Source organism: Paenibacillus amylolyticus (assembly GCF_051136285.1).
Taxonomy (GTDB): Bacteria; Bacillota; Bacilli; order Paenibacillales; family Paenibacillaceae; genus Paenibacillus; species Paenibacillus amylolyticus_F.
This window is the reverse complement of the sequence record NZ_CP194938.1, coordinates 3,030,208-3,053,978: the sequence shown is the minus strand read 5'-3', so window position 1 is coordinate 3,053,978 and position 23,771 is coordinate 3,030,208. Positions and strand designations below refer to the sequence as shown.

Annotated in this window: 20 protein-coding genes; 13 read left to right on the top strand and 7 right to left on the bottom strand. The window is 47.8% G+C overall.

Translation table 11 applies throughout. The annotated features are described in order from the left end of the window. The first annotated feature begins 620 nt into the window (after positions 1–620). The 8 genes from ACR8BL_RS13285 to ACR8BL_RS13250 all read left to right on the top strand — a co-directional run bounded on the left by ACR8BL_RS13285 (position 621) and on the right by ACR8BL_RS13250 (position 10,008). The gene (locus ACR8BL_RS13285; protein ID WP_434748111.1) at positions 621–2,408 is read left to right on the top strand and encodes a cache domain-containing sensor histidine kinase; all 1,788 of its coding nucleotides are present in this window, start codon (positions 621–623) and stop codon (positions 2,406–2,408) included. Continuing rightward, positions 2,383–3,936, top strand: coding sequence for a response regulator transcription factor (locus tag ACR8BL_RS13280; protein ID WP_434748110.1), 1,554 nt, complete (start codon positions 2,383–2,385; stop codon positions 3,934–3,936). Before ACR8BL_RS13285 ends, ACR8BL_RS13280 begins: the two co-directional genes overlap by 26 nt. A 254-nt stretch (positions 3,937–4,190) precedes the next feature. Continuing rightward, positions 4,191–5,480 (top strand): ABC transporter substrate-binding protein, encoded by a 1,290-nt coding sequence (locus ACR8BL_RS13275; RefSeq protein WP_434748109.1) that lies wholly within the window; start codon positions 4,191–4,193, stop codon positions 5,478–5,480. Between the two features lie 140 nt (positions 5,481–5,620). Next, positions 5,621–6,523, top strand: a complete 903-nt coding sequence (locus ACR8BL_RS13270; protein WP_434748108.1) for a carbohydrate ABC transporter permease — start codon at positions 5,621–5,623, stop codon at positions 6,521–6,523. A gap of 2 nt (positions 6,524–6,525) precedes the next feature. Continuing rightward, complete coding sequence (locus tag ACR8BL_RS13265) at positions 6,526–7,365, top strand: carbohydrate ABC transporter permease (RefSeq protein ID WP_434753114.1); 840 nt, start codon at positions 6,526–6,528, stop codon at positions 7,363–7,365. A 157-nt stretch (positions 7,366–7,522) separates the two neighbouring features. After that, positions 7,523–8,791, top strand: coding sequence for a rhamnogalacturonan acetylesterase (locus ACR8BL_RS13260; protein WP_434753113.1), 1,269 nt, complete (start codon positions 7,523–7,525; stop codon positions 8,789–8,791). Positions 8,792–8,878: 87 nt separating this feature from the next. Continuing rightward, positions 8,879–9,067 (top strand): hypothetical protein, encoded by a 189-nt coding sequence (locus ACR8BL_RS13255; RefSeq protein ID WP_434756351.1) that lies wholly within the window; start codon positions 8,879–8,881, stop codon positions 9,065–9,067. A 539-nt stretch (positions 9,068–9,606) separates the two neighbouring features. Beyond that, the gene (locus ACR8BL_RS13250) at positions 9,607–10,008 is read left to right on the top strand and encodes a sensory rhodopsin transducer (RefSeq protein WP_434748107.1); all 402 of its coding nucleotides are present in this window, start codon (positions 9,607–9,609) and stop codon (positions 10,006–10,008) included. Between the two features lie 106 nt (positions 10,009–10,114). Here ACR8BL_RS13250 and ACR8BL_RS13245 read toward each other — a convergent pair whose 3' ends face one another. From ACR8BL_RS13245 to ACR8BL_RS13230, 4 genes are all read right to left on the bottom strand, one after another. Continuing rightward, on the bottom strand, positions 10,115–11,269 hold the full coding sequence (locus ACR8BL_RS13245; RefSeq protein ID WP_434748106.1) for a Ger(x)C family spore germination protein: 1,155 nt from the start codon (positions 11,267–11,269) through the stop codon (positions 10,115–10,117). Then, positions 11,269–12,738: a spore germination protein gene (locus ACR8BL_RS13240; protein WP_434748105.1), complete on the bottom strand. Its 1,470-nt coding sequence runs from the start codon at positions 12,736–12,738 to the stop codon at positions 11,269–11,271. The genes ACR8BL_RS13245 and ACR8BL_RS13240 overlap by 1 nt, the downstream gene beginning before the upstream one ends. Beyond that, complete coding sequence (locus tag ACR8BL_RS13235) at positions 12,719–13,828, bottom strand: GerAB/ArcD/ProY family transporter (RefSeq protein ID WP_434748104.1); 1,110 nt, start codon at positions 13,826–13,828, stop codon at positions 12,719–12,721. Before ACR8BL_RS13235 ends, ACR8BL_RS13240 begins: the two co-directional genes overlap by 20 nt. Before the next feature lie 77 nt (positions 13,829–13,905). Continuing rightward, the gene (locus ACR8BL_RS13230; protein ID WP_434748103.1) at positions 13,906–14,844 is read right to left on the bottom strand and encodes a DMT family transporter; all 939 of its coding nucleotides are present in this window, start codon (positions 14,842–14,844) and stop codon (positions 13,906–13,908) included. Positions 14,845–15,020: 176 nt separating this feature from the next. Between ACR8BL_RS13230 and ACR8BL_RS13225 the strand changes: the two genes are divergently transcribed. Then, positions 15,021–16,415 carry a PLP-dependent aminotransferase family protein gene (locus ACR8BL_RS13225; RefSeq protein WP_434748102.1) on the top strand — a complete coding sequence of 465 codons (1,395 nt, stop codon included), beginning with the start codon at positions 15,021–15,023 and terminating at the stop codon, positions 16,413–16,415. A gap of 76 nt (positions 16,416–16,491) precedes the next feature. Here ACR8BL_RS13225 and ACR8BL_RS13220 read toward each other — a convergent pair whose 3' ends face one another. Both ACR8BL_RS13220 and ACR8BL_RS13215 read right to left on the bottom strand, forming a co-directional pair. Further along, on the bottom strand, positions 16,492–17,808 hold the full coding sequence (locus tag ACR8BL_RS13220) for a glutamate-1-semialdehyde 2,1-aminomutase (RefSeq protein WP_434748101.1): 1,317 nt from the start codon (positions 17,806–17,808) through the stop codon (positions 16,492–16,494). Positions 17,809–18,042: 234 nt separating this feature from the next. Further along, positions 18,043–19,083, bottom strand: coding sequence for an LCP family protein (locus ACR8BL_RS13215; RefSeq protein ID WP_434748100.1), 1,041 nt, complete (start codon positions 19,081–19,083; stop codon positions 18,043–18,045). 227 nt (positions 19,084–19,310) lie between these two features. On the opposite strand from ACR8BL_RS13215, the gene ACR8BL_RS13210 reads away from it, so the two are divergent. From ACR8BL_RS13210 to bcp, 4 genes are all read left to right on the top strand, one after another. After that, positions 19,311–20,357 carry an ABC transporter ATP-binding protein gene (locus ACR8BL_RS13210; RefSeq protein WP_434748099.1) on the top strand — a complete coding sequence of 349 codons (1,047 nt, stop codon included), beginning with the start codon at positions 19,311–19,313 and terminating at the stop codon, positions 20,355–20,357. Further along, positions 20,358–21,152, top strand: coding sequence for an ABC transporter permease (locus ACR8BL_RS13205; RefSeq protein ID WP_434748098.1), 795 nt, complete (start codon positions 20,358–20,360; stop codon positions 21,150–21,152). 4 nt (positions 21,153–21,156) lie between these two features. After that, the gene (locus ACR8BL_RS13200; protein WP_434748097.1) at positions 21,157–21,942 is read left to right on the top strand and encodes an ABC transporter permease; all 786 of its coding nucleotides are present in this window, start codon (positions 21,157–21,159) and stop codon (positions 21,940–21,942) included. A 122-nt stretch (positions 21,943–22,064) separates the two neighbouring features. Continuing rightward, the gene (gene bcp / locus ACR8BL_RS13195) at positions 22,065–22,529 is read left to right on the top strand and encodes a thioredoxin-dependent thiol peroxidase (RefSeq protein ID WP_434748096.1); all 465 of its coding nucleotides are present in this window, start codon (positions 22,065–22,067) and stop codon (positions 22,527–22,529) included. A 105-nt stretch (positions 22,530–22,634) separates the two neighbouring features. On the opposite strand, the gene ACR8BL_RS13190 is transcribed toward bcp, so the two are convergent. Further along, positions 22,635–23,759: a GerAB/ArcD/ProY family transporter gene (locus ACR8BL_RS13190; protein WP_434748095.1), complete on the bottom strand. Its 1,125-nt coding sequence runs from the start codon at positions 23,757–23,759 to the stop codon at positions 22,635–22,637. Positions 23,760–23,771: the final 12 nt, after the last annotated feature.

Genomic DNA, 23,771 nt, shown 5'->3' with positions numbered 1-23,771 from the left:
ACTTTTTTTGTGGTGTTCTTTTAAAAGAATGCATGATGAGATAAAAAGCTAAAGCAAGCAAACTTAAGGTAGAAAAGGTAAACGTAATGGACAACTAATGCAATGTAGTAAAAGCTGTAGATGAATAATGCGAGGTGGAATGATTAGCGGGTGATGGATGGCAGAGTTATTTAACGATCTGGAGAAGGTTTATTTTGCTTGAAATGAGCTTATTGGAATTCTAACGATTCGTAGAGACGTTATTTAGGGAAATCCCTTCGATTTATCCTGTTGTCACATGAAATGGGGTCAAATAGCGTCGTTGGTGATCGTTAGGTTTTGGAACCTCGTCAAAATGGCCAAATAAGGTCTGCTGTGATCTTTAGAATTATTGCTGCACGGTGTTGATCATATTTCTTCGAAACCCATGCACTCAAAGTAATATAACAGTTGTATACCTTCTCAGGTGACCCAACATGTTGCGTAAATATGACTTGTCATCCGACCATGGATGTGTAAATATGAAAATAACTTACAAGTAAGCTGAATTGTTCGAATCAATAAAGACCTTTGTTCATCCCTTTAGTTAGTCCAGCATCCCCAAAACAGCAACCCTTCGCCAAGCAAAGGAGCGCTCCTGAGTGAGTAAAATTAAAAACGCTTTCAACACACTCCCCATCCATCACAAAACAATGTTGCTGATTGGCTTTTTGATGTTGATCAGCTTTGCTTTTTACGTATCTGTCATGCAGTACGTGTTGAACATTTATGACCGCCAGATTTACGAGAAGTCATCACAAGTACTGAATATGTCGTCCGTTGGCATAGAGAACAAACTGCGCGAGTTATCCAATCTGTCCTTCAAAGTGATGTCGGATGAGCCACTGCAACAGTATCTGCTGCAACTGGAGAAGGCGGAAACGGGATATGAGCGGAATGGTCTTCGTAAAAAGATTACAAACCGTCTTGTCGCTTACGCCGGTTCCGAGAAATACGTCTACTCTATGATCTTTATCGACAATGATAACAATGTCATGGCGGCAGGCAATCGGGAAGGCATCTCGTCGGCGAAGCAAAAAGAACTGATTTCGCTCGGTGAACAAAAAGCGGGTTCCAACGTATGGCTGGCAAGTGGAGATCAACAGGCGAGGCTGCTGTCGGTTAGACAAGTGAAGTCATTTACTGGCGGGGCATTTACGCTGGAGAAGCTGGGTACCCTGATTATCCGGGTGCGGCTGGATCGTATCGTCCAGGATCAGATGCAGGAACCAGCGGAAGACTCTCAGTTGCTAATCGTTGATGGAACGGAAGTTATCTATCCGACCGAATCCACCGTTAGCAAGTCCGAAATAGCAGATGAGCTGAAGCGGACCCAACCCTACGGAATTGCCACGTTAGAGCAGGGAAAGTATTTTGTTGCCCGCACGCACTCATCCTATACCGACTGGAACTATTTGTACACGACCCCATTTAATCAGATGTTCAAGCAGATTCAATTTGTTAAACAGCTGGTCATGGTCATTTTTATTATGATCTTTCTGGTGGCACTTGTGATCGGAGCCAAATACTCTCGCAGCATCACCCATCCGATTGCTCAATTAATCAAGAAGATGCGTAATATTGAAAAAGGGGATCTGGATAAACTGGAGGAAGCAGCCCTTGGCAATATTCCCGTATCTCCGCAAAATGAAGTCGGACTGCTGCATCGAACGTTTAAGATGATGCTGCAGCGAATTCGTGAGCTGATCGATGAGAACTATGCAAAACAACTCGTCATTCGCGAGACCGAATTGAAAGCGCTTCAAGCACAGATTAATCCGCACTTTTTATATAACACGCTTGAATCCATTAACTGGATGGCCAAAGTGCAGAAACAACATCAAATCTCGGAAATGGTCGAGGCTCTTGGATTTCTGCTGCGTAGCTCAGTCAATATGTCTGAGAAATGGATTACGCTGGAACGGGAGCTGGATATTGTGCGCAGCTACGTCACGATTCAACGTACCCGGTTTGAGGAAAGACTTGATTTTGACATGTATATCGCACCTGAGGTTGGAACTGCACGAATTCCCAAGTTGACGTTGCAGCCGCTTGTGGAAAATGCCATTCATTATGCGCTGGAACCAAGCATCGAACCTTGCCAGATTCGAATCCGTGCCAGAGCAGAAGGGGAACACATTCGGATTGAAGTAGAGGATAACGGGCCGGGTATGACCTCCGAATTCATGGAACGTTTGCAGGAAGGACAGATTCAGACCAGAGGGCAAGGCATAGGGCTTACCAATATTCAGGAACGTCTCAGACTGACCTTTGGCGACGAAGGCATCATGAACATAAGCAGCAAGCCTGGATCAGGAACTGTAGTATCGATCAGCATACCTTGGATCAGAGAGGACGATGACGATGTACAAAGTGATGCTCGTAGATGATGAACGTGTCATACTGGAGGGAATTTCCCAGGTGGTTGATTGGGCGGCTGCAGGGACAGAGCTTGTGGGCACGGCCAGAAATGGAGTGGAAGCTCTGGGGAAAATCGAAAGCGCCAGACCGGATATTATCATTACTGACATTTCCATGCCGGGTTTGGATGGACTGGGTCTGATCGAAAAAGCTTCCGAGGCTTATCCAGCGGTACGTTTTATCATGTTGTCCGGCTACAAGGAGTTTGAGTATGCTCGGAAGGCGATGCAATATGGCGTGAAGCATTATCTGCTGAAACCCTGTAACGAGAATCAGATTCATGATGCTCTGGTTGAGTTGTTACAGGAGCGTCAGGATGCACAGGTGAAAGAGCATGTTGCAGGAGAGATCAAGCAGCGTTTGCAGCGAGTACTTCCCCATGTGAAGGAGCAGTTCTTGCTGGAGTTCATGACCAATCGCACGTATGGCCCCGTCGATCTGGCGTATTATCAGGATCTGTTCAATCTGGAGCTTCAACAGAACAGTGTCCGGTTGCTGTTGCTTCGTATTGTGGATGAGCATGATTACAGCCATTTATTTGCGATTAAAAATATAGCTGCTGACCTGCTTCCGGGTGTACTGTTAAGCACCACGATTGAAGGCAAGCTCTTGATTGTGCTGGCAGAACAATCCGATGTGAATGTACTACAGGAGCAGATTGAAGCGGTTCGCCAAACTTTTACCCGTCTCTACAAATTAGAGCTGACGGCTGCGCTCAGTGAAGCCGATCATATGACCCAGTCCCGGCGGTTGTTCCGCGAGGTAATGCAGTATTTGAATCACCGCTTTTTCATTGGAGAGGGCAAACTCATTACCAAGAATGATGTGTTGCTGGCAGGGGAATGTGACGGTGTGAATGTGGAACAGGATGCCGAGCAGCTGTGCCAGTTAATTAAATCGGGCAATACAGAGGAAGCTGCCGCTGAGGTACATCGTCTATTCGAACAGCTGGCAGACCAGAAGCTGGATATTGAAGTGACACGCGCTTATGTGGTGCAGTTATACTCTGCCATGATTCAAGTCTGCCCGCCGGAAGAGGCGACCGATTTCACGCAGCGGATGGCGGAACTGACACATATTGATACTCTGCCTGATTTGAATACGTTTGTGGCAAACAGTGCTGCCCGGTTAACCGCTGGTTATTATAAAAATTATATTAGTCGCCAATCATCAGCGGTGGAGAAAATGATGGACATCGTGGAACGTCACTATGGTGAGGCTGACCTTTCCCTGAGCGGAGTGGCGCACCAGATGTTATATATGAATCCCGACTATCTCGGCAAAATTTTCAAAAAAGTCACCGGCGAAAATTTCTCCAATTACGTCAATCGCCTGCGCATTGAACGGGCATGTGAACATATCCGTAGAGGCGGGGATGTGAAGGTATTTGAGCTGGCTGAATTATTTGGTTTTGGAGGTAACTCGCAATATTTCAGTCAGGTGTTCAAAAAATGGACCGGCATGACACCTACCGAATTCCGCAGATTCGGCATCTAACAATGAATTGGCAATGGCAAAGCCATATAATGCGAGGTAATGCCGTATCTCAAGAGGAGGACAACTGGCGCTTGGAGCGTCTGGGGTGTCCTCCTCTGTTTTTTGAACCAACAAGACGGTTTTGTGTATTCAACTTGGATCGTACTTTTGCGAAAATGACATTATCAAGTTTGTGAAAGCGTTATCAGTATATCGTTAACAGATAGAGATAACTCGTTCACAATACCATATCAGCATAAAAAGGGGAGATTGGCATGGTGAAAAAGGCACTATTCCTGATGATGGCTGCGTTGCTTGTTTTTACAGCAGCGTGTAGCTCAGGTGGAGGCAGCGAACAGGGGTCCGGGAGTAAGGGGGATTCAGTAAATCTGCGTATCGCATGGTGGGGCTCGGATACACGACATGAATATACACAGAAGGTCATCGACCTGTATAAAACGAAAAATCCAAACGTCAAAATTGACGTGGAATATGCTTCTTTTGATGACTACTGGAAAAAGCTTGCCCCGCAAGCCGCAGCGAACCAGCTGCCTGATATTATTCAGATGGATATTTCCTACATCAGCCAATATGCACAGAACGGTCAGCTTGAAGATCTTGCACCGTATCTGGGCAATCAGATCAAGGTGGATGACGTGGCCGAGAATGTCATCAGCACAGGTGTAATTAACGGCAAACAGTATGGTGTACCTGCCGGGGTTAACGTACTTGGCTTCCAATATGACCCGGCACTGCTCAAGAAAGCTGGCGTGGATGCTATGCCGGAAAATCTGACGTGGGAATCCTACGAAGCGCTTGGCAAACAAGCAGCAGAGAAGGGACTGTATCTGGATGGCGGCGTAGCTCCGGATATCTTTTTCCACTATTTCCTGCGGACCAAAGGCAAATCGCTTTACAACCCGGAAGGAACCGGGCTTGGATATGACGACGATGCTCTGTTCGTAGAGTTCTTCGGATTAATGCACCGGATGATCGAGCAGAAGGCTGCACCTTCACCGGATGTGGCTAACCAAACGAAAGGCATCATTGAAGAGTCGGATTTGGTCAAAGAAAAAGGCATCGGGGTATGGCAATGGTCGAATCAGTTCGTCGCTTTGCAACAGGTCGCTAACCGTCCACTCGCGATTGCGCCAATGCCGGGACCGGATATGGAGAAAGGACTTTATATGCAGCCAAGTATGTACTGGGGTGTAACGTCCAACTCCAAGGTGAAGGAAGAAGCAGCGAAGTTCATTGACTTCTGGGTGAATGACGAAGAGGCCAACAAACTGATCAAAGGGGAGCGCGGTGTGCCGATTTCCGGAAAAATGAAAGAGGCCATTGCTCCTGAACTGAGTGACGCAACGAAACAGGTATTTGAATTCGTAGCATCGATGGAGCCGAAGGCTTCCCCAATGAGTCCACCACCACCGGTTGGATCACCAGAAGTGATCTCCTCACTCGCTGATGTAGTGGAAGAGTTGAACTTTGGCAAGATTACTGCCGAACAGGCGGCACAGACCTTCCGCAAAAATGCAGAGTCCGTGCTTGCAAACAATAAATGATAATTGAATGATGGCTTGCTCGTCCCACTTGCAGGGATGGTCGGGAACGAGGCTGCTCGCTGACGGTGAGGGCCTTTCCCCGTCCCATCTGCATCCTGAAGTACGGTAGCAAGCTGATCCATGAAGGAGGTACGTTCCACTTGAGGCAGTATTCTTCATTGCGCAGAAACTTGACGGGGTATGCTTTTATCAGCCCATTTATTATTGGTTTTCTCGGATTTACGCTTATCCCGATGTTTGTTTCCCTCTACATGTCGTTTACGAGTTATAACCTGTTCACCTCTCCCAAATGGATCGGGATGGACAACTATACCAAGATGTTTTTGAATGATCCGAAATACTGGAACTCGGTCAAGGTTACATTTTTATACGTATTCATCGGGGTACCGTTAAGGCTGATTTTTGCCCTCTTTGTCGCAATGATCCTGAACACGGGCTCTCGTATGGTGGGAACGTATCGTACGTTGTACTATCTGCCCTCGATCATCGGAGGAAGCGTTGCTGTATCCATTATGTGGCGTAACCTGTTCAGTAATGAAGGTGTCATTAACAGTGCGATGACCGCCATCGGCATTGGGCCGATCAGTTGGTTCGGTGACCCGGATGCCGCTCTTGTGATGCTGATCTCCCTGTCCGTATGGCAGTTCGGTTCATCGATGCTGATCTTCCTGGCAGGACTCAAAAACATTCCTTCCGAGATGTATGAGGCTGCAGGTGTGGATGGCGCCAATCCGGTTCGGAAATTTTTCAGCATTACGTTGCCCTTGCTCAGTCCAATTGTACTGTTCAATCTGATTATGCAGACGATCGGTGCATTTATGACCTTTGTTCCTGCTTACATCATCTCCAAAGGGGAGGGCGGCCCGATGGACGGTACGATGTTATACTCGCTGTATCTGTTCCGTCAGGCATTTATGTTTAACAACATGGGTTATGCTTCCGCGATGGCATGGGTGATGTTGCTTATGATCGGATTACTTACAGTGGCTGTGTTCCTGACGTCCAAGTTTTGGGTGTTTTACGAATCTGAAGGAGGGAAGTAATGATGGTGTGGAGAAATGTAAAATGGCCGATCTATCATCTGTTCGTTGCCGCACTTGCCCTTCTGATGCTCTACCCGGTACTGTGGATGTTATTCAGTTCTTTCAAGGAAAGCCGAACGATTTTTGTAACCGCAGAGAGCCTGTTTCCGACCGAATGGATCTGGTCGAACTATGTAGATGGCTGGAAAGGAACAGCAGGACGGCCGTTTATGGATTACATCACCAATTCACTGATCATTGTGGTGATCTCTACCATTGGGGCAGTGTTGTCGTCGTCACTGATCGCGTTTGGTTTTGCCAGACTGAGTTTCAAAGGACGTACCTTCTGGTTCTCGCTGATGATGCTCACGCTGATGCTGCCGCATGACGTGGTATTGGTTCCGCAGTATATCATCTTTACCAAGCTGGGCTGGCTGAACACGATTCTGCCAATTGTAGTACCTACCTTCTTCGGGATGCCGTTTTTCATCTTCCTGATGGTGCAGTTTATTCGCACGATTCCGAAAGAGCTGGACGAGGCCGCAACGATTGATGGCTGTAACAAATTCAGGCTTTATATCCAGATCATCATGCCTCTGATCAAATCTTCGCTGGCGACAGCGGCAATCTTCTCCTTTTACTGGAGATGGGAGGACCTGCTCGGACCGGTGTTGTATCTGAACTCGCCTGACAAGTATACCGTATCAATGGCGCTCAAAATGTTCCTGGACAGTGAATCTGCCTCCAACTGGGGTGCGATGTTCGCGATGTCTATTGTTAGTCTGGTGCCGGTTGTGGCCATATTCTTCATCTTCCAGAAGCAGATTGTGCAAGGCATGAGCACGAGTGGTTTGAAGGGGTAAGGAGGCAAGCAGTCATGGAGTGAGGGCTCGCATGAAATAGCTAAGGTTGCCTCTTCTGCAACAAACAGTCCATACATCGCAAGGAGGACACAAATTGCAGGAAGTACAGGGTAAGGAAGGATTAAGCGGGGGAAATCATGCAGTGGACTCTGCAGTTATGCAAAAGGATACACAGAGCGTGACCTCCTGGAAGTTTAACTTTGGTCCATCTTCAGATACAAAATCCAATTCGACTTCAGGAACGGGTAAAGTAGAGAAGGAAACGGGCAAAGGCGGAAATCATGCAAGTCCGGACAAAGCAGAAGGTTATAAGGCTGTTTCCTCCGCAACGATATATGATGAGCACAGAGGATACGGATTCGAGCCAGGTTCGTTGGTCTATGAGAAACAGCGGGTTGAGGAGCAGGAAGCCCAGTCGCATTTGGCAAAAGGGTTTCGTGCACCGCAGGGGCAGACAACGATGTCTGTCCGCTTGCGTTCGAGCTTCTGCATCCCGCTCAAGGCGTCGTTTGTGCTCGATATACCGGACGGGACGTATCAGGTGATTATGATGGCGGGAGATCCGCTTGCCGATACGATAACTCATGTCAAAGCGGGAGAAGGTCGCCTGATGTTACCAGCAATTCGTACGGTCGCTGGACAATGTGCAGAGATGAAATTTGCTGTTGTTGTGCGTGGAGGCCGGCTTCGCCTTAGCTTCTCGGGGCCAGCTCCTCGTATCAATGCATTGGAGGTTACACTGGCCAATCAAACGATGACTGTATTTCTCGCCGGGGATTCAACGGTAACGGATCAGCCGGAGAGCGGATACCCGTATTGTGGCTGGGGGCAGCTGCTGCCTGCACAGTTCAAACATGATGTGGCGATGGATAACCATGCGCAATCGGGCCGGAGTTCCCGTAGCTTTATTCATGAAGGTCGCCTGGATGCAATTAGGCAGCGAATAAAGCCCGATGACTTTCTGTTTATTCAATTTGGACATAACGATGAGAAGCCTGACCCAGAACGGGGAACGGAGCCTTTCACCACTTATAAGCAGCATTTGAAAAAGTATATCGATACCGCACGCGAGGCCAAAGCTCGCCCGGTGCTGATTACACCGGTACATCGCCGATATTTCGCGGAAGATGGCACATTGACAGATACACACGGCGATTATATTACCGCCGTGCGTGAACTTGCGGCAGAGGAAAAGGTGCCGCTCATCGATCTGGCTGAGCGCAGCCGCCTGATGTTTGAGGAGGCGGGTGAGGAAGGCACCAAGGATGATTTTATGTGGGTGCTGCCTGGCGAGTATATCAACTTCCCAACAGGGATGGAAGATAACACACATTTTCAGGAGCGAGGTGCACGCCGCCTGGCAGAGCAGGTGGCCGAGGCCATTCGTGAGCTGCGTTTGCAGCCGTTACAGATGTATTTGCGTTGAACCGCGAGCCACACAAACGCTTTTAAATAAAACGTGAGTTGAGCGAAGCAACGAGCGCAAAAAAATGGCCCAAGCGAAGCGAAGGTCATGCTTTTAAAAGCAGTAGAGGGAGAGCGAGGCAGCGAGGGGGGCGGAATCGGAAAAAGGGAGCGAAGCGCCCGCGTTTGGTACGGGATTTCCCCATGGAGGGGGAATCAAAGAAATCCCGGACCAATGAGTGGCCCGAAAGCCGATCCGCGCACCGAGCGTCCGCTCGCGAGCAACCAATTGTTTTAAGTGAAACGCGAGTTGAGCGAAGCAACGAGCGCAAAAAATGGCCCAGCCGAAGCGAAGGCCATGCCTTTTAAAGCAGTAGAGGGAGAGCGAGGCAGCGAGGGGGGCGGAATCGGAAAAAGGGAGCGAAGCGCCCGCGTTTGGTACGGGATTTCCCCCATGGAGGGGGAATCAAAGAAATCCCGGACCAATGAGCGGCCCGAAAGCCGATCCGCGCACCGAGCGTCCGCCCGCGAGCAACCAACGCTTTTAAATAATACGCGAGTTGAGCGAAGCAACGAGCGCAAAAAAATGGCCCAGCCGAAGCGAAGGTCATGCTTTTAAAAGCAGTAGAGGGAGAGCGAGGCAGCGAGGGGGGCGGAATCGGAAAAAGGGAGCGAAGCGCCCGCGTTTGGTACGGGATTTCCCCATGGAGGGGGGATCAAAGAAATACCGGACCAATGAGTGGCCCGAAAGCCGATCCGCGCACCGAGCATCCGCCCGAGAGCCAACACGAGTTTTAACTCACATCACCTTCGCAATGAGCCTAAGGAGAGTGTCCCATGCCAGACCACACAAGTATCCCCAGATCCACACGTCATGGTCATACCTACTGGGTTATTCCGGATGGTTACATCCCCCCGGATAGCTCAGGCGTGTTGGAGAGTCACGAGAGTATCTGTGTATTAAATACAGGCAGTGCAGATGCAGCACTGGAAATCACAATTTATTTTGAAGATCGAGAACCCCTTGAGCATATTCAGGCCAATGTCCCGGCTCGAAGAACAAAGCACATCCGCACCGCATCATTACGTTCTGGAGAAGAAGCCATCCCTTCGGGCGTACCCTATGCGATTACAGTATCAAGTAATGTACCCGTCATCATTCAGTATAGTCGTCTGGATTCAACACAACTGGAACTGGCATTAATGAGCGTCATGGCATACCCAATCACAGAAGTGTAGATCTACGTAAAAATCGATGTCCCAGTAGTCCAAAGTCAATGGAACCCAAAGACCTGTAACCCGGCATCAGATCAGATGCAGAGTACAGGTCTTTTTTTCGTTTACGTTACTCCCCGTATTTATACGTACTGGCATTCAGAATATGCACTTGAACGTCAACTTTGCCAAGCTGGAAACGTGAGAGTGGGTCGGCCCGCTTTGCTACCTCTTCTTTCCACCAATCCAGATGGTGGCGGTACAGGTGTTCCACAAGACCAAATGAATCTATTTTGCGTGTTTTGGTTTTGGCAAACGTATTACGGAGTTGAGACTCAATCTGCTTGCTCGCCTCATGCTCCATAACACGGGGAGAACGAGGAGGAGCATGGTCCTCGGCAATCGTACCTTTCACCGACGTGAACAGATCAAAGGTGATACCGTTGGTATTTTTTTTCGCTTCTATACGCGTTTTGGGTTTGTGAAGATTCAATGTAAGGTCAGGAGTACTGGTATGTTTCCCATAGACGTACAGCGGATATTGATACACATGGTCGTAGTTCACATAACGTGTGCCGTCTGCTTCGGCTCCAGACACTTTTCCCTGGCTTTTGCCATTGCTCACAACGTAAAATCCATCCATTCGAATCAGTGGCGGGGTCTCTTCACCTTTATGCCACGTCTGATTTTTAGTGGAAACGGAAGGTAGAAGCACTACCGATGAAGGTTCTCTCAGAGAATCCAGCAATTGATGCAGGCGAATAGGCTCATACCCGGAATGTTGCCTGTACAGTTTCATCGGTTCAAACAATTCAATCGTTTGAGCCGACTGGTTCAGGATCGCGGAGGGAGAGAGCAAGGTGGACATGTCCTGGTCCGTTGCATAAATCCATGGCGTGTATCTCAGCTGCCCGGAGTGAAGTAACGTATCAAAAATATCCTCAAGTCGTGCTTCCAATGCACTTTTGGATAACACAATTGCCTTCACATGAGTCCACAAGGTCTGTTGCTGTGAAGTCTCATATAGATCGTTGATTGCCATACTCAAAGTGGTGCCAGTACCTCGCCCGATCCAGATTTGACTGCCCTCTCTGGACGTTGGGCCTTCTTGTTTCGCTATGCTCGAAAAATCGATTAACTGGGCGTACGTCGTATATTGATTATCCGAGTAATCGATGCCGATGGCTGTAATAAAGTTAATGCTCTGCACTTCCTTGGAATCCCAGCATCCTGTCAGCAGCATGACCCAAACCGCAAGTATGCTAATTACGCAAGCCCTTCTCATCAAGGTTTTTCCTTATGACGGGTAGAGTCCTGTGTGCGTAATACGGCTGGGCGCTGGGTGCGTGTCATGGAAGGTGGCATCGATACAGCTTGTGTGAAGTCTCCCGGAATGTAGGGTGATACAGGGGAGAGGTAAGATACACCGTAGCACTCCAGAGATACGAGATGAACTAACAGGGCAAACAGGGCAACCATAAATCCGAATAACCCCAAGACAGAGGAAGCGATTAACATACCGATACGGACTTGGGATGTGGCTCCCCCCAGAACGGTGTTCACCAGAATGTAGCTGGAGATCACGGAGATCGCTACAGTGACAATAATGGTGGGAGATGTAATTCCGGCACGAATGGCCGCATCCCCGATAATTAAGCCGCCGACCACACTTACGGTCTGTCCCAATGCACGTGGCAGCCTACGACCAGCTTCATTAAACAATTCAAACATAAATATCATTAGAAATGCTTCAAGGGTAACCGGCATGGGCAAACCCATCCGTGTTCCTGCAATCGTTGCGAGCAGCGGCAGCGGAATCTGTTCCAGATTAAAGCTGGTCAGACCGATGTAGAAGGCCGGAAAAAAACAGGCAATGAGCAGCCCGGCAATCCGTAATATGCGTTCAAAGGTCACGATGAAAAAGGGAGTGCTCTCGTCCTCCGGTGACTTCAATTGATTAAACAGTGTTGTGGGTGCAATGACGGCTACAGGTGACCCATCTGTGATTACGGCAAAACGCCCGTTGATTAAGGAGTCCGCGACATAATCGGGCCGTTCGGAGTTATCCGTGAGCGGAAAGATGCTTCGCACGCCTCCCATAACTGCACGTTCCATGATAGAGGTGCCCATGATGCCATCCACGTTAATCTGATTCAGATTGCTGCGAGCAGTATCCAAAATTTCGGGGTTAATAATATCTTTGACATACAACAGGCCAATGGTTGTCTGTGTCCGGTCCCCTTTTACTATTTTCTCATAACACATGGATGACGTTTTCAAACGTTTGCGAACCAAGGCGATGTTTGTGGGCAGCTCTTCGGTGAACCCATCACGTGGTCCTTTTACGGACGTCTCGATGGCGGATTCTTCAGGAGTACGTCCTGGAATATTGGCGATATCGAGGCTACAGGCTTGTACACCATTTTCAAAAACAAGCAAGAGTTGTCCACTGAACAGGAGCATGTTTATGTTTTGCAGATCAGAGATATCCTCTATGGGCTTCAGGGTTAAACCTAGCTCATTGGGCACAGTCTCTTCCATGATCAGTGTATGTTGTTCCAGCCGTGGGATGATGAATTGATTGATCTGTTTACTATCCACCAATCCGTCGCAATAGAGCAGAATGACAGATCGAGCGGTCTCCTCTTTGGCAGAAAACGTCTGGATGACCACATCCGCGCAGGATTCGAAGTTTTTTCTCAGGGAGGAGAGCAGGGTTTGATAGGAAGTGGTATCAATCAGGTGTTTCTCCATGGTGGTGTTTCCTCCTCTGATGGCGTGATTGGATGAAGGCAATCAGGGTTGCCAGAACCGCAAATCCGCTCAGATATACGAGATTAAAAGGGAAGATGTAATCAACCAGAATCTTCACGAAAGTCATATCGTCCAGAGGATACAGCATGGATAGTATAAAGAATACAGCTAATGAAACACAGGTGATCTTTCTTCTGGAGACACTTTTAATATTCCAAATCTCTACCACAATATACATGGCCAGGCTGATCCGGGTGAAAGAACCTGCAAGCCACTGATAGATGGAAAAGAAGTCGGTCTGCGCAATATATTTTCCCAAGGAGGCGATGCGCCATTCTTCAAAAGCAGGATATCTCATTTTGGCCGCTTCGTAAGGGTCGAATTCTACGATAGCTCCAATAAGGGGGCCTGTCGTTAAACCAACCATGATAAAGGCAAGCATTAGATACTGCCATAGCTTTATTCGTTTGGCGAGGTGAGGTTGAATGTACCAGAGGAAAAGCAATTCAAACATGCCTGCGAGACTGTATACCATACCATGAAATACTGGCGACCATCCATGCTCCAGCACAGGTAACATCCGGCTGTAATCTTTGTACTGGGAATTAACGATAGCAACATAGAAGCCGAGCAGTACAACGAGGGGCAGAATCAACCCCGCGGTGAAGGCAAGAGAACGCATGCCTTTAAAGGCGGCATATGCACATAAGGCCATAAGTGCAATGGTTGTTGCAATAACAGGCGTTTCCGTCAAATAGTTCGTTTTGGCCCAGGTGGTGGTGTCGCGAAGGGTGAAGTAGATTGTGCATAGAAAAAAGAGACTGTTTCCCGCCCGCAGCAGCAAGCCTACGGGTCTGCCGAGATGGGAAGACAGCCAATCATGCAGATTTTGATGCTGTAGGAAACGGGAAACGAAGGCAAGCATACATGCAAACAGGAGCAACGGTCCAGTCGATAAAAGCACGGAAATCCACGAATCTCTTTTCGCCGCACTCAGAAGGGCAGGAATAATTAAGACATGGCTAATAAGGCCAACGGATAGCATGATTAACATCATGACTTGTAAAAAAGAAGGTTGTGTACGTTTCATGCTGAGGAACTCCTTTTCAGGGTAGAGTATCCTCAGCAGTGTTAACGTGTTCGGGAAGCTTCATACAGGGCGAATATTTAGTTGGGCAGCTCTTTTTTAATCAGCCCCTGCTTGCGACCGCTCATGTTGGTGCCCAAAACTCCGATGATGATCAGGACTGCACCGATATAATGATAGCCATAGACCGGTTCATGCAGAATCAAGGCTCCCCCTGCAATAGAGATGAGTGTGGAGAAGTTGGTGAAGACGCTCATACGGGAAGCTTCCAGATGTGTCAGTGCATAACTGGCAAGAAGCGTAGAGAACATCGTAGAAAGAATTGCCAGATAGGCCAGTGCACCCAGATAGGAAGGTTCTCCAAGAGGTTTGATGTAATCGGCCATAGAACCGTTGAAAGCATGAATGCCGAGCGAAGCAACGTTAAAGACAACACAACCAACCAAGAGTGTTACCCAAGTTAATTCCAGTGGTTTGTACTTCCGGGTCAGCGGTCTTGCAAGCACGCCATAACCAGCAAAACATGCAGCAGACAAGAGCAGTAAGAAGATTCCTTTGAAATTACTCAGCGACATGCTGCTGCCTTTCATCATGAAGATAAAGATTACGCCAGCAACGGATAGAAGCACAAACATTTTCTGCATCGTGGATGAACGCTCTTTCAGGTAGATTGAGGCGAGTAACATCGTGAATATTGGTGTAGTGGCCTGAATAATGCCGGCTTCCGACGAATTAGAGGTGACCAGTCCAAAGGCTTGAAAGGCAAAGAACAGGACAGGGGACAGCAACCCGAGCGGGATAATTCGCCACAGATCAGCGAGGCGAAGATTAATTTTGATCCAGCCGAATAGAACTGGAATACTGACAACAATCAGTGAAAGAGCAAACCGATGTGCGAGCACATCAATAGGATCTGCTATGGTGACGGTCATTTTTACAAATAAAAAAGAGAGACCGATAATCGCTGCATACAATACAGCTGCAATATAAGCATAAGTACGTGTAGACGTATTATTCATTTGTATTCCCTCCGATATGATAGTAGCCATGATGAATGCTTCTGATGATCCTATATCTAAACCTGACAGGATGTGGAATACATTCGCTTGATTTAATATTACTTCTGCTCATCTCGTGCTACAATAGTCAAAAGCGTGAATTGTACCGGTACAATCTAATGAAGGAAGGGAAAGGTATGAAAAAATATGAGGTGATTGCTCATGCATTGCAACAGTGGATACAAGAGCAGATGGTACAACAGGGGAGCCGTCACTGGGATGAGAAAGGAATCAGACTGCCAGCTGTTCGCCGTGTGGCGGAGCAGTATCACTGCAGTGTAAGCACAGCGATTCGTGCATATGAATGGCTGGAACAGCGACATTTGGTGTACGCGGTTCCCCAATCCGGTTATTACGCTGTTCAGAATGGTTTGGGTATACAGGATATGGATTGGGAGGAACCGCTGGATTTTGCATCGGCCGCTCCTGATCCCAGGGTGTTCCCTTATGCCGATTTTCGGCATTGCGTGGAGTTGGCGATGAAACAGAAGCAGGATGAACTTTTTTTATATGGTACCCAGCAAGGGTTGCCTTCGCTCATTAAGCTTTTACAGAAACAGTTCGCCGATTATCAGGTGTTTGCGCGGCGGCCAGAGCAGTTTTTCATCACATCGGGTGTGCAACAAGCGCTTGCGGCACTGGCGTTGATGCCTTTTCCCGGCGGAAAAACTACAGTCATGGTGGAACTGCCGACATATCACAATATGCCTACCCTGCTGAAGAGCCTGAATGTACCCGTTGCAGGTGTACGAAGAACACTAGGGGAAGGGCTGGACTGGGATTCTCTTGAACGTCAGTTTGCAGAGGGAGCGATCAAGTTTTTCTACGTCATGCCGCGGTTTCATAATCCCATCGGAACATCCATGACGGTCAAGGAGAAAAAAAGGTTACTCCGACTTGCTCAGCGGTATGATGTCTATCTGGTGGAGGATGACTATCTGGCAGATTTGGAGGACAGCGCAAGACAAGATCCTTTGTGGGCTTATGATACGCATGACCGGGTAATTTATCTGAAAAGTTATTCCAAGATCCTGTTCCCTGGACTTCGTATGGGTGTAGCTGTTCTACCCTTACCCTTGATTGCCTCTTTCGGCACAATGAAAAGAATGCTGGACATCGACACCTCACTGCTGTCTCAAGCTACACTGGAAGTGTATATTCATAGTGGAATGTTCGCCCATCATCGCAAAATCATTCGTAGCCGCTATGCCTCACGTATGGATGTTGTTCATGAACAACTGGCCGCTCATCCTGAATTCGAGCCCTTTTTTGCCGCGCCACGAACCGGAGGGGAGCATACGGTACTCCCTTTGCCAGGAAATATGCCTGTTCGTGCCTTGCTGTCCCGCTTAAAGAAGCGCGGAATTATTACGGATACAACAGAGCAGTATTATCCCGAAGGGACTTACCGCGCCTATACGGATCAGATGCTGCGCCTAAACATCTCCAATGTTCCGAAACAGCGTATTGAAGAAGGGATGCGGATCATTCGGGAGGAGATTTTGAAGTTGCAGATCAGATCTTCAACGTGAAGATAGACCAGCCTTTGATGGACTGGTCTATCTCGAATTTTATAACATGTTGCCGAAGGTAAGTGTTAGGTGGGGGCTACTCCTGAGCCATCGCTTTAAAAGAAGCTTCTGCAGCTTCCAGAGTAGCAGCGATGTCTTCATCCGTATGAGATGTGGTCAGGAACCAGGCTTCATACTTCGATGGAGCCAGATTGATACCGCGATTCAGCATGTGGCGGAAGAAGGACGCGAAGCGTTCACCATCCGTGTCTTGTGCGTGATCATAGTTTGTCACCGGATGGTTGCAGAAATGTGTGGAGAACGCACCACGAATCCGGTTGATCGTCAGATCAATGCCATGGCGGTCGGCGGAAGCCTGCAGACCAGCAGTCAGATCGATAGCGAGACGTTCCATTTCTTCATATACGCCAGCGCTTTGCAGCACTTCAAGACAAGCAATACCCGCCGAGATAGATGCCGGGTTACCCGCCATTGTTCCGGCCTGATACGCTGGTCCGAGTGGGGCAACTTGTTCCATGATATGTTTACGTCCGCCGTAAGCACCAATCGGCAAGCCGCCGCCAATGATTTTACCAAGTGCGGTGAGGTCAGGCTCAATCTCTGCATGATTGTTCAATCCGGCATACGTTTGAGTAGATCCGTAATGGAAACGGAACGCAGTAATAACCTCGTCATAAATCACGAGTGAACCGTTCGCACGTGTCATCGCACAGAGGCCTTCGAGGAACCCAGGCTCCGGCATAACCATACCGAAGTTACCGACGATCGGTTCCACCATCACCGCAGCCACATCATCACCCCAGCGTTCGAGTGCATCCTTCAGACCACCCAGATCGTTATAAGGAACGGTAATGACTTCATGAGCAATACTGGTCGGGATACCGGCACTGTCGGGAATGCCAAGCGTAGACGGGCCTGAACCGGCAGCAACCAGCACGAGGTCGGAGTGACCGTGATAACATCCGGCAAATTTCACAATTTTATTCCGTTTTGTATACGCGCGTGCCACCCGAATCGTTGTCATTACAGATTCTGTACCTGAGTTCACAAAACGAACCTTGTCCATGGACGGGATGGCTTCTTTGAGCATCTTGGCAAGTTTGATCTCAAGCTCCGTCGGTGTACCGTACAGAACACCATTCGCAGCAGCTTCCGTAATGGCTTTGGTAATATGAGGGTGGGCATGTCCAGTCACAATCGGACCGTATGCCGCGAGGTAATCAATATATTTGTTGTCGTCAACATCCCAGAAGTGAGCACCTTGCGCTTTTTTCATAAAAACGGGTGCTCCGCCTCCCACTGCTTTGAATGAGCGTGAAGGGCTGTTTACGCCGCCCACAATATGCTCCAGGGCTTCTGTATATAACAACTCAGAGTTCGTGCGTGTATTCATAAGATAACTTCCTTTCGTAATTCCAATAGTTTAAACGAGCAAAACAATGACATGCTATGATTATTTTCGCATACTTTGGCGTACAGGCACAGCGAAAGGGCAGCATATAGGCTGCCCTTCTAAGAATGAATTGGATCATCGCTATGGTATAGATGGTGCTTTGATCCATCCATACATTTACCAAGTTAGCTCAGACCTGTATCTCGGCCATACTACTTCATATCACCGGCTCACTTACTCTGCCGGCTGCTGTGTGTTCTTCTCATCACCGCTGGCGGTTTTGTCTTCCTTGGCTTTTGGATCTTCTGTCTTGGCTGGCGGGTGAATGATGTCCTGAACATGCTGTTTCAACTTTTCTTCACTGGTTACCGACAAGACTTGCGCACCGCCTGGTGTGCGTTCTTCTTTCAACAGATTCATTGGGGGAACCTGCTCACTGCCATTCATACTGCTCTGGTAACCAAGTCCACCCAGCTTCCACATGTCCGAAAGGGTAAGATTGGTATCTACAAACGGGCTGACTTCTTCCAGGATGGAAGGCAGCTTGGCAATGGTTGTCGTGGATTGCATTTTTGCAGTCACGGCTTTGAGCAGCTCCCGCTGACGTTCCGAACGGGCGAAATCTGACATGGCATCGTGACGGAAACGAACATACATCAAGGCTGTTTTGCCGTCGAGATGCTGGTACCCTTTTTTCAGATCAATATCGTACTCGTTGTTGTCGGCTTTACTTGTATAATGCATGTCCTTCTCTACATCAAAGTCTACACCGCCAACTGCATCAACCAATTTGATGAATCCTTGGAAATCGGTATACACATAATATTGAACAGGGATACCGAGCAAATCACTTGCGGCTTCCATTGCTACATTCGGGCCATGGGTGATGGCTGTGTTAATACGATCTTTACCATATCCGTCGATATTAATGTAAGTGTCACGCAGAATGGAGAAAAGATTGATTTTTTTGGTCAGCGGGTCAAGTGATACAACCATCATGCTGTCGGAACGGGGAACTTCACCCTTTTTCAGACCGCGCGCATCGACACCCATAACCAAAATATTAACAGTCTCGGTGCCTTCCCATTTGGGAGGGTCAGGTGTATTCACTTTCTCTACATTTTGAATATTGGCAAATGGCGAATCCTCGCCTTTCTTCTGTAATCCATCCAACTGATTAAGAATAGAACCGAAATAATAGGCCGTTGCTCCTCCAACAATTAACACGAAGGCGGCAAGAGAGATCCATAGGGTCCTCTTCGTCTTTCTGGTCATGCTAGCGCTCCTTTGTAATTGAGATAAAAAATAAACGAGTTCAGTACATGTAAAGTTGCGTTGAATTTGCGTATAAGTCGAAGCTTTCCGTTCGCTTCCCCTCCGAACCTCAAGGCAGAGGAGGCCGCTTCGGACTATTTTTTTAGCTTGCTGAATTTTGACTGTTACTATTATAATTTCTTTTTGGGCTACAAGCAATTTCAACAAAATCCAAGTGAGGTATAAACATGCTGGCGATTGATGTCAAAGATTTGCGAAAGTCGTTTAATGTCCAGAAAAGCCGTGGTGGGCTGAAGGGCGCGTTTCAAGATCTGTTCAAACGTCAATACCAGGAAGTATTGGCTGTGAATGATATTTCATTTCAGATACCGCAAGGCGAAATATGCGGATATATTGGAGAGAACGGTGCCGGCAAATCAACAACGATCAAGATGTTGACCGGCATTTTGGTGCCTACATCCGGGCATATATCAGTAGGTGGGTATGTTCCGTATCAGGAGCGGGAGAAGTTTGTCAAAAATATTGGTGTGGTATTTGGGCAGCGCAGTCAGCTATGGTGGGATATCGGTGTTATTGAATCTTTTCATCTGCTGCGCAAAGTATATCGTGTGGGGGAACAGGACTTCCGTAAACGGCTGGACGAGCTGGTCGAGCGTCTGCAATTACAGGAGCTGTTAAGTCGTCCGGTACGTAAGCTAAGTCTCGGTCAGCGGATGCGCTGTGAATTGGTAGCAGCCTTGCTGCACAATCCGAGCATTGTATTTCTGGATGAACCGACGATTGGTCTGGATATCGTGGTGAAGTCGGAGATTCGCGAATTTCTGAAAGACATGAATCAGCAGCATGGCACAACCATTTTGCTTACAACTCATGACTTGCAAGATATCGAAGCATTGTGTTCGCGAGTCATCATGCTGGATGCAGGAAGCATCATCTATGACGGTGGTTTGGATCACCTCAAGTCTCAGTGGGGCACAGAGCGGGAGGTGCGCTTTAAGTTCGGCACAGGCCATAATCTGGCACAGATGAATGAATGGACAACTGCTATGCCTGTAAGATGGACCGTGGAGAATGAACTGTCGGCATCCGTGTGGATTCCGTTAGAATTGAACGTTTCTGATGTACTGGCTCGTGTGGTGGGTCAGGCAGATATTACGGACATTCAAATTATTGAGATCAATACAGATGAGATTGTGCGTAGCATCTACCAGTCCGGTTCTGCCGAGCGTCCCGAGATTGTATCAGCAGGAAATGAAGCGGCAGGTGTATCCTAGATGAATAGTGCATTTATCGATTTCATGCGCATTCGTTTTCTGACGATGCTGGCGTATCGAGTTAATTATTATTCCGGCATTTTGATATATACGCTGAATATCGGCGTGTATTACTTTACATGGCAAGCTATTTATGGAAGTAGCGGAGAGATCGGCGGTTTTACGGCAGCACAGATGACAACGTATGTTGCGGTCTCGTGGATGGCGCGTGCATTTTATTTTAACAATCTGGATCGGGAGATCGCCGCTGATATTCGGGATGGCTCCATTGCGATTCAGTTTATCCGGCCGATTAACTATGTGATGGTCAAAATGATGCAAGGGCTTGGCGAAGGCATATTCCGCTTCTTACTGCTCATGATCCCAGGCATGATTATTGCCATCCTGCTGTTCCCGGTTGAACTGCCAACAGCGCCTTCGGCGTGGATTGGTTTTCTCGTCATGCTGTTCTTCAGTTTCATCATTAATTCCCAGATTAATGTTATTACGGGACTAGCCGCATTTTTTGTGGAAAATAACGAAGGCATGATGCGCATGAAACGGGTGGTGGTCGATTTGTTCTCGGGTCTGATCATTCCGATCAGCCTGTACCCGGACTGGTTGTCCACGATCATGAAGGTGTTGCCGTTTCAGGCGATCACGTATCTGCCCGGCTCGGTCTTCACTGGCAGAGTAGAGGGCACAGGCATCTGGAGTGTACTCGGTATTCAAGTGCTCTGGTTTGTCATACTGCTGCTGCCAATGGTGCTGATCTGGCGGCAGGCACGTAAGCGTCTGTTCGTGCAAGGGGGATAAGCGAATGTACTATATGGGTCTAATCTGGGAATATTTGAAAAATTATATGAAGACTCGTCTAACCTACCGCGCCGACTTCTGGGTCGAGATCATCTCGGATCTGCTCTTTCAGGCAACCAATCTGATCTTTATCTTTGTCGTTTTCCGGCATACGGACAACCTCGGTGGCTGGAGTGAGGCGGAAGTATTGTTTGTTTACGGATACTTTATGGTGCCTTACGGCATCTTTAGCTGTTTTATCAATCTGTGGGGGTTCAGCGAGCGTTATATTGTCAAAGGTGAGATGGATCGCATTCTTACAAGGCCTGCACACAACCTGTTTCAGATTCTGCTTGAAAATGTAGACCCGCCCTCTCTCGTAGGTTCGTTCATCGGGTTAATTATCATGATCAGCAGCGGCGCAGAGATGGGGCTGGTACTGGAATGGTGGCACATCCCCGCATTAATTATTCTGGCGATCAGTTCGGTGCTGATCTATGCAGGTATCTATACCACATTGACGTCACTATCCTTTTACTCTGATGCGCCGACAGGTATCCTGCCGTTGATGTACAATATTCAAGGATATGGACGTTACCCGGTAACGATCTATAACAGAGCCATTCAGGTGTTGCTCACCTGGATCATCCCGTTTGCTTTTGTGGGAATCTATCCTGCTGCACTGTTCCTGGATCGGGCCGAGATGCATCGCATGGCTTTGTTGACTCCGGTCATGGGGGTGGTCTTTGCAACGATTGGACTTACCTTGTGGAACTTTGGTGTGAAGCGGTATCGGGGAGCGGGGTCATGACCCGCTAAGAGATCATTTCATCATGTAACGTCAATTCCAGTGGTTTCTGAGAGCGAGCTTAAAGGATTACATCACGCAAGTCTGAAGGATCATATCATTTGAATTCCAAGGAGGACATGAAAATGACTTTAGCAGAAGGTGTACAAGTTCCGGATTTTGAACTGCCATCCAGCACGGGGGAGTCTGTGAAGCTGTCTGATTTTCGCGGCAAACGTGTGCTGATTTACTTTTATCCCAAAGATATGACCTCGTCCTGCACGCAGCAAGCCTGTGATTTTCGGGATCGACATGAAGAGTTTCAGGGGCTGAATACGGTCATTCTAGGCATCAGCACCGATCCAATGAAGCAACATGACAAGTTTATTGCCAAATATGGACTTCCTTTTATCCTTTTATCGGATGAGGAGCACACGGTTGCCGAGCAGTTTGGCGCATGGCAGTTGAAGAAGATGTACGGTAAGGAGTATATGGGCATCGTGCGTTCCACCTTTCTGCTGGATGAAGAGGGCAAGCTGATCAAGCAATGGACGAAGGTACGTGTGAAGGGACATATTGAAGAGGCGCTGGACACGGTAAAAGGACTCTAGTTATATCTGATGTTATGAAAATAAATAAAATCGTGCATTCAGCTAGCATAGTTAACAATAAACAGGCTACATCTATGGACAACATTCCATTGAGATGTAGCCTGTTTATTTTTGCGAAAGAGTATTTGCGTTATTTCGTTGTTTGAATCGACCTTTAATGAGATAAACCAGCAACAAGCACGAAGGAATGACGATACTGACTGTAATGTCCCAATAGAACCAGGGGTACATGATGCCAAGTGTATAGAAAAGAACATCGGGCGCAAGCACTATAGCCATGCCAAATAATAATATCGTGGTCGGCAGGATGAGCGGCTGGTATGACTTGAGACGAAACAGCTGAGCAAGGCCTAAGATGAATCCAAACGTGTACAGCGAAGTTTTAAAGTAAGTAGATACGAGCCAGGCTATGGCAGAGAGTGCTTCAATTCGTTGCAGGAAGCCGCCGATGTTAATTTTCTGTGCAAGGATATAGGTTACATAGATGTTGTGTTGTGTCAGTTCAGCCCCAAGCACAAGCAGAGAGGTCAGAAGGATGAATGTTAATATGACCCCGCCAAGCAATCCGGCTAAAAACATGTCTCGTCGCTTGTGAGTGCCGTGATTTACATAGGGGTAAATCATGGTGATAATGATAAGTTCTCCGTATGGAGCTGTAGCACCTCGAATACTCGCGCTTATAAACGAAAACAGGGATGTGTCGAAGAAAGGCTGGATATTGGATATTTCCATCTGTGGGAGCAAGCAAAGAATGAAGATGCTTAAACTGAGGATAACAAATGGCACTAAAATCTCCGCAGACCTACCAAAAGTTCCTAATCCTTTGAGTGCTGACCAGCCTAGAGCAATGACAAAAAGAAGAATGATTGCCCGAATCGGGGTGCGGAGATAAATCTGAGTGGTCATAAAATCTCCGACTTCGCGGATACATATAGCCGATCCAATCAGAAAGTAAAACAGGTACGCAGCAGCTAAAATGCCACCTATCCACTTACCAAGTATTTTAGAGCAAATTTCAATGAGTGTAAGTCCAGGATACGTCTGATGCAGTTTATAGAAAATCCACAATATGGCCATGCCAATAAATTGAGAGATGATTGTACAGATCCAAGCGTTCTGGCGGCCGGAATAGGTAATTAATGTAGGATAGATCAGCATCATATCCCCTATCAGGCATAAGAAGGTGAGAACAGCGAATTGTCTTACGGTAAGTTTCTCTTTAATTAGCATGATCTGCACCCT

Bases quoted from the DNA above. Each gene is read 5' to 3' on its own strand.
- ACR8BL_RS13280 (WP_434748110.1), top strand. From the start codon at position 2,383: ATGTACAAAGTGATGCTCGTAGATGATGAACGTGTCATACTGGAGGGA.
- ACR8BL_RS13275 (WP_434748109.1), top strand. From the start codon at position 4,191: ATGGTGAAAAAGGCACTATTCCTGATGATGGCTGCGTTGCTTGTTTTT.
- ACR8BL_RS13265 (WP_434753114.1), top strand. From the start codon at position 6,526: ATGGTGTGGAGAAATGTAAAATGGCCGATCTATCATCTGTTCGTTGCC.
- ACR8BL_RS13260 (WP_434753113.1), top strand. From the start codon at position 7,523: ATGCAAAAGGATACACAGAGCGTGACCTCCTGGAAGTTTAACTTTGGT.
- ACR8BL_RS13255 (WP_434756351.1), top strand. From the start codon at position 8,879: ATGCTTTTAAAAGCAGTAGAGGGAGAGCGAGGCAGCGAGGGGGGCGGA.
- ACR8BL_RS13250 (WP_434748107.1), top strand. From the start codon at position 9,607: ATGCCAGACCACACAAGTATCCCCAGATCCACACGTCATGGTCATACC.
- ACR8BL_RS13245 (WP_434748106.1), bottom strand. From the start codon at position 11,269: ATGAGAAGGGCTTGCGTAATTAGCATACTTGCGGTTTGGGTCATGCTG.
- ACR8BL_RS13240 (WP_434748105.1), bottom strand. From the start codon at position 12,738: ATGGAGAAACACCTGATTGATACCACTTCCTATCAAACCCTGCTCTCC.
- ACR8BL_RS13235 (WP_434748104.1), bottom strand. From the start codon at position 13,828: ATGAAACGTACACAACCTTCTTTTTTACAAGTCATGATGTTAATCATG.
- ACR8BL_RS13230 (WP_434748103.1), bottom strand. From the start codon at position 14,844: ATGAATAATACGTCTACACGTACTTATGCTTATATTGCAGCTGTATTG.
- ACR8BL_RS13225 (WP_434748102.1), top strand. From the start codon at position 15,021: ATGAAAAAATATGAGGTGATTGCTCATGCATTGCAACAGTGGATACAA.
- ACR8BL_RS13220 (WP_434748101.1), bottom strand. From the start codon at position 17,808: ATGAATACACGCACGAACTCTGAGTTGTTATATACAGAAGCCCTGGAG.
- ACR8BL_RS13215 (WP_434748100.1), bottom strand. From the start codon at position 19,083: ATGACCAGAAAGACGAAGAGGACCCTATGGATCTCTCTTGCCGCCTTC.
- ACR8BL_RS13210 (WP_434748099.1), top strand. From the start codon at position 19,311: ATGCTGGCGATTGATGTCAAAGATTTGCGAAAGTCGTTTAATGTCCAG.
- ACR8BL_RS13205 (WP_434748098.1), top strand. From the start codon at position 20,358: ATGAATAGTGCATTTATCGATTTCATGCGCATTCGTTTTCTGACGATG.
- ACR8BL_RS13200 (WP_434748097.1), top strand. From the start codon at position 21,157: ATGTACTATATGGGTCTAATCTGGGAATATTTGAAAAATTATATGAAG.
- bcp (WP_434748096.1), top strand. From the start codon at position 22,065: ATGACTTTAGCAGAAGGTGTACAAGTTCCGGATTTTGAACTGCCATCC.
- ACR8BL_RS13190 (WP_434748095.1), bottom strand. From the start codon at position 23,759: ATGCTAATTAAAGAGAAACTTACCGTAAGACAATTCGCTGTTCTCACC.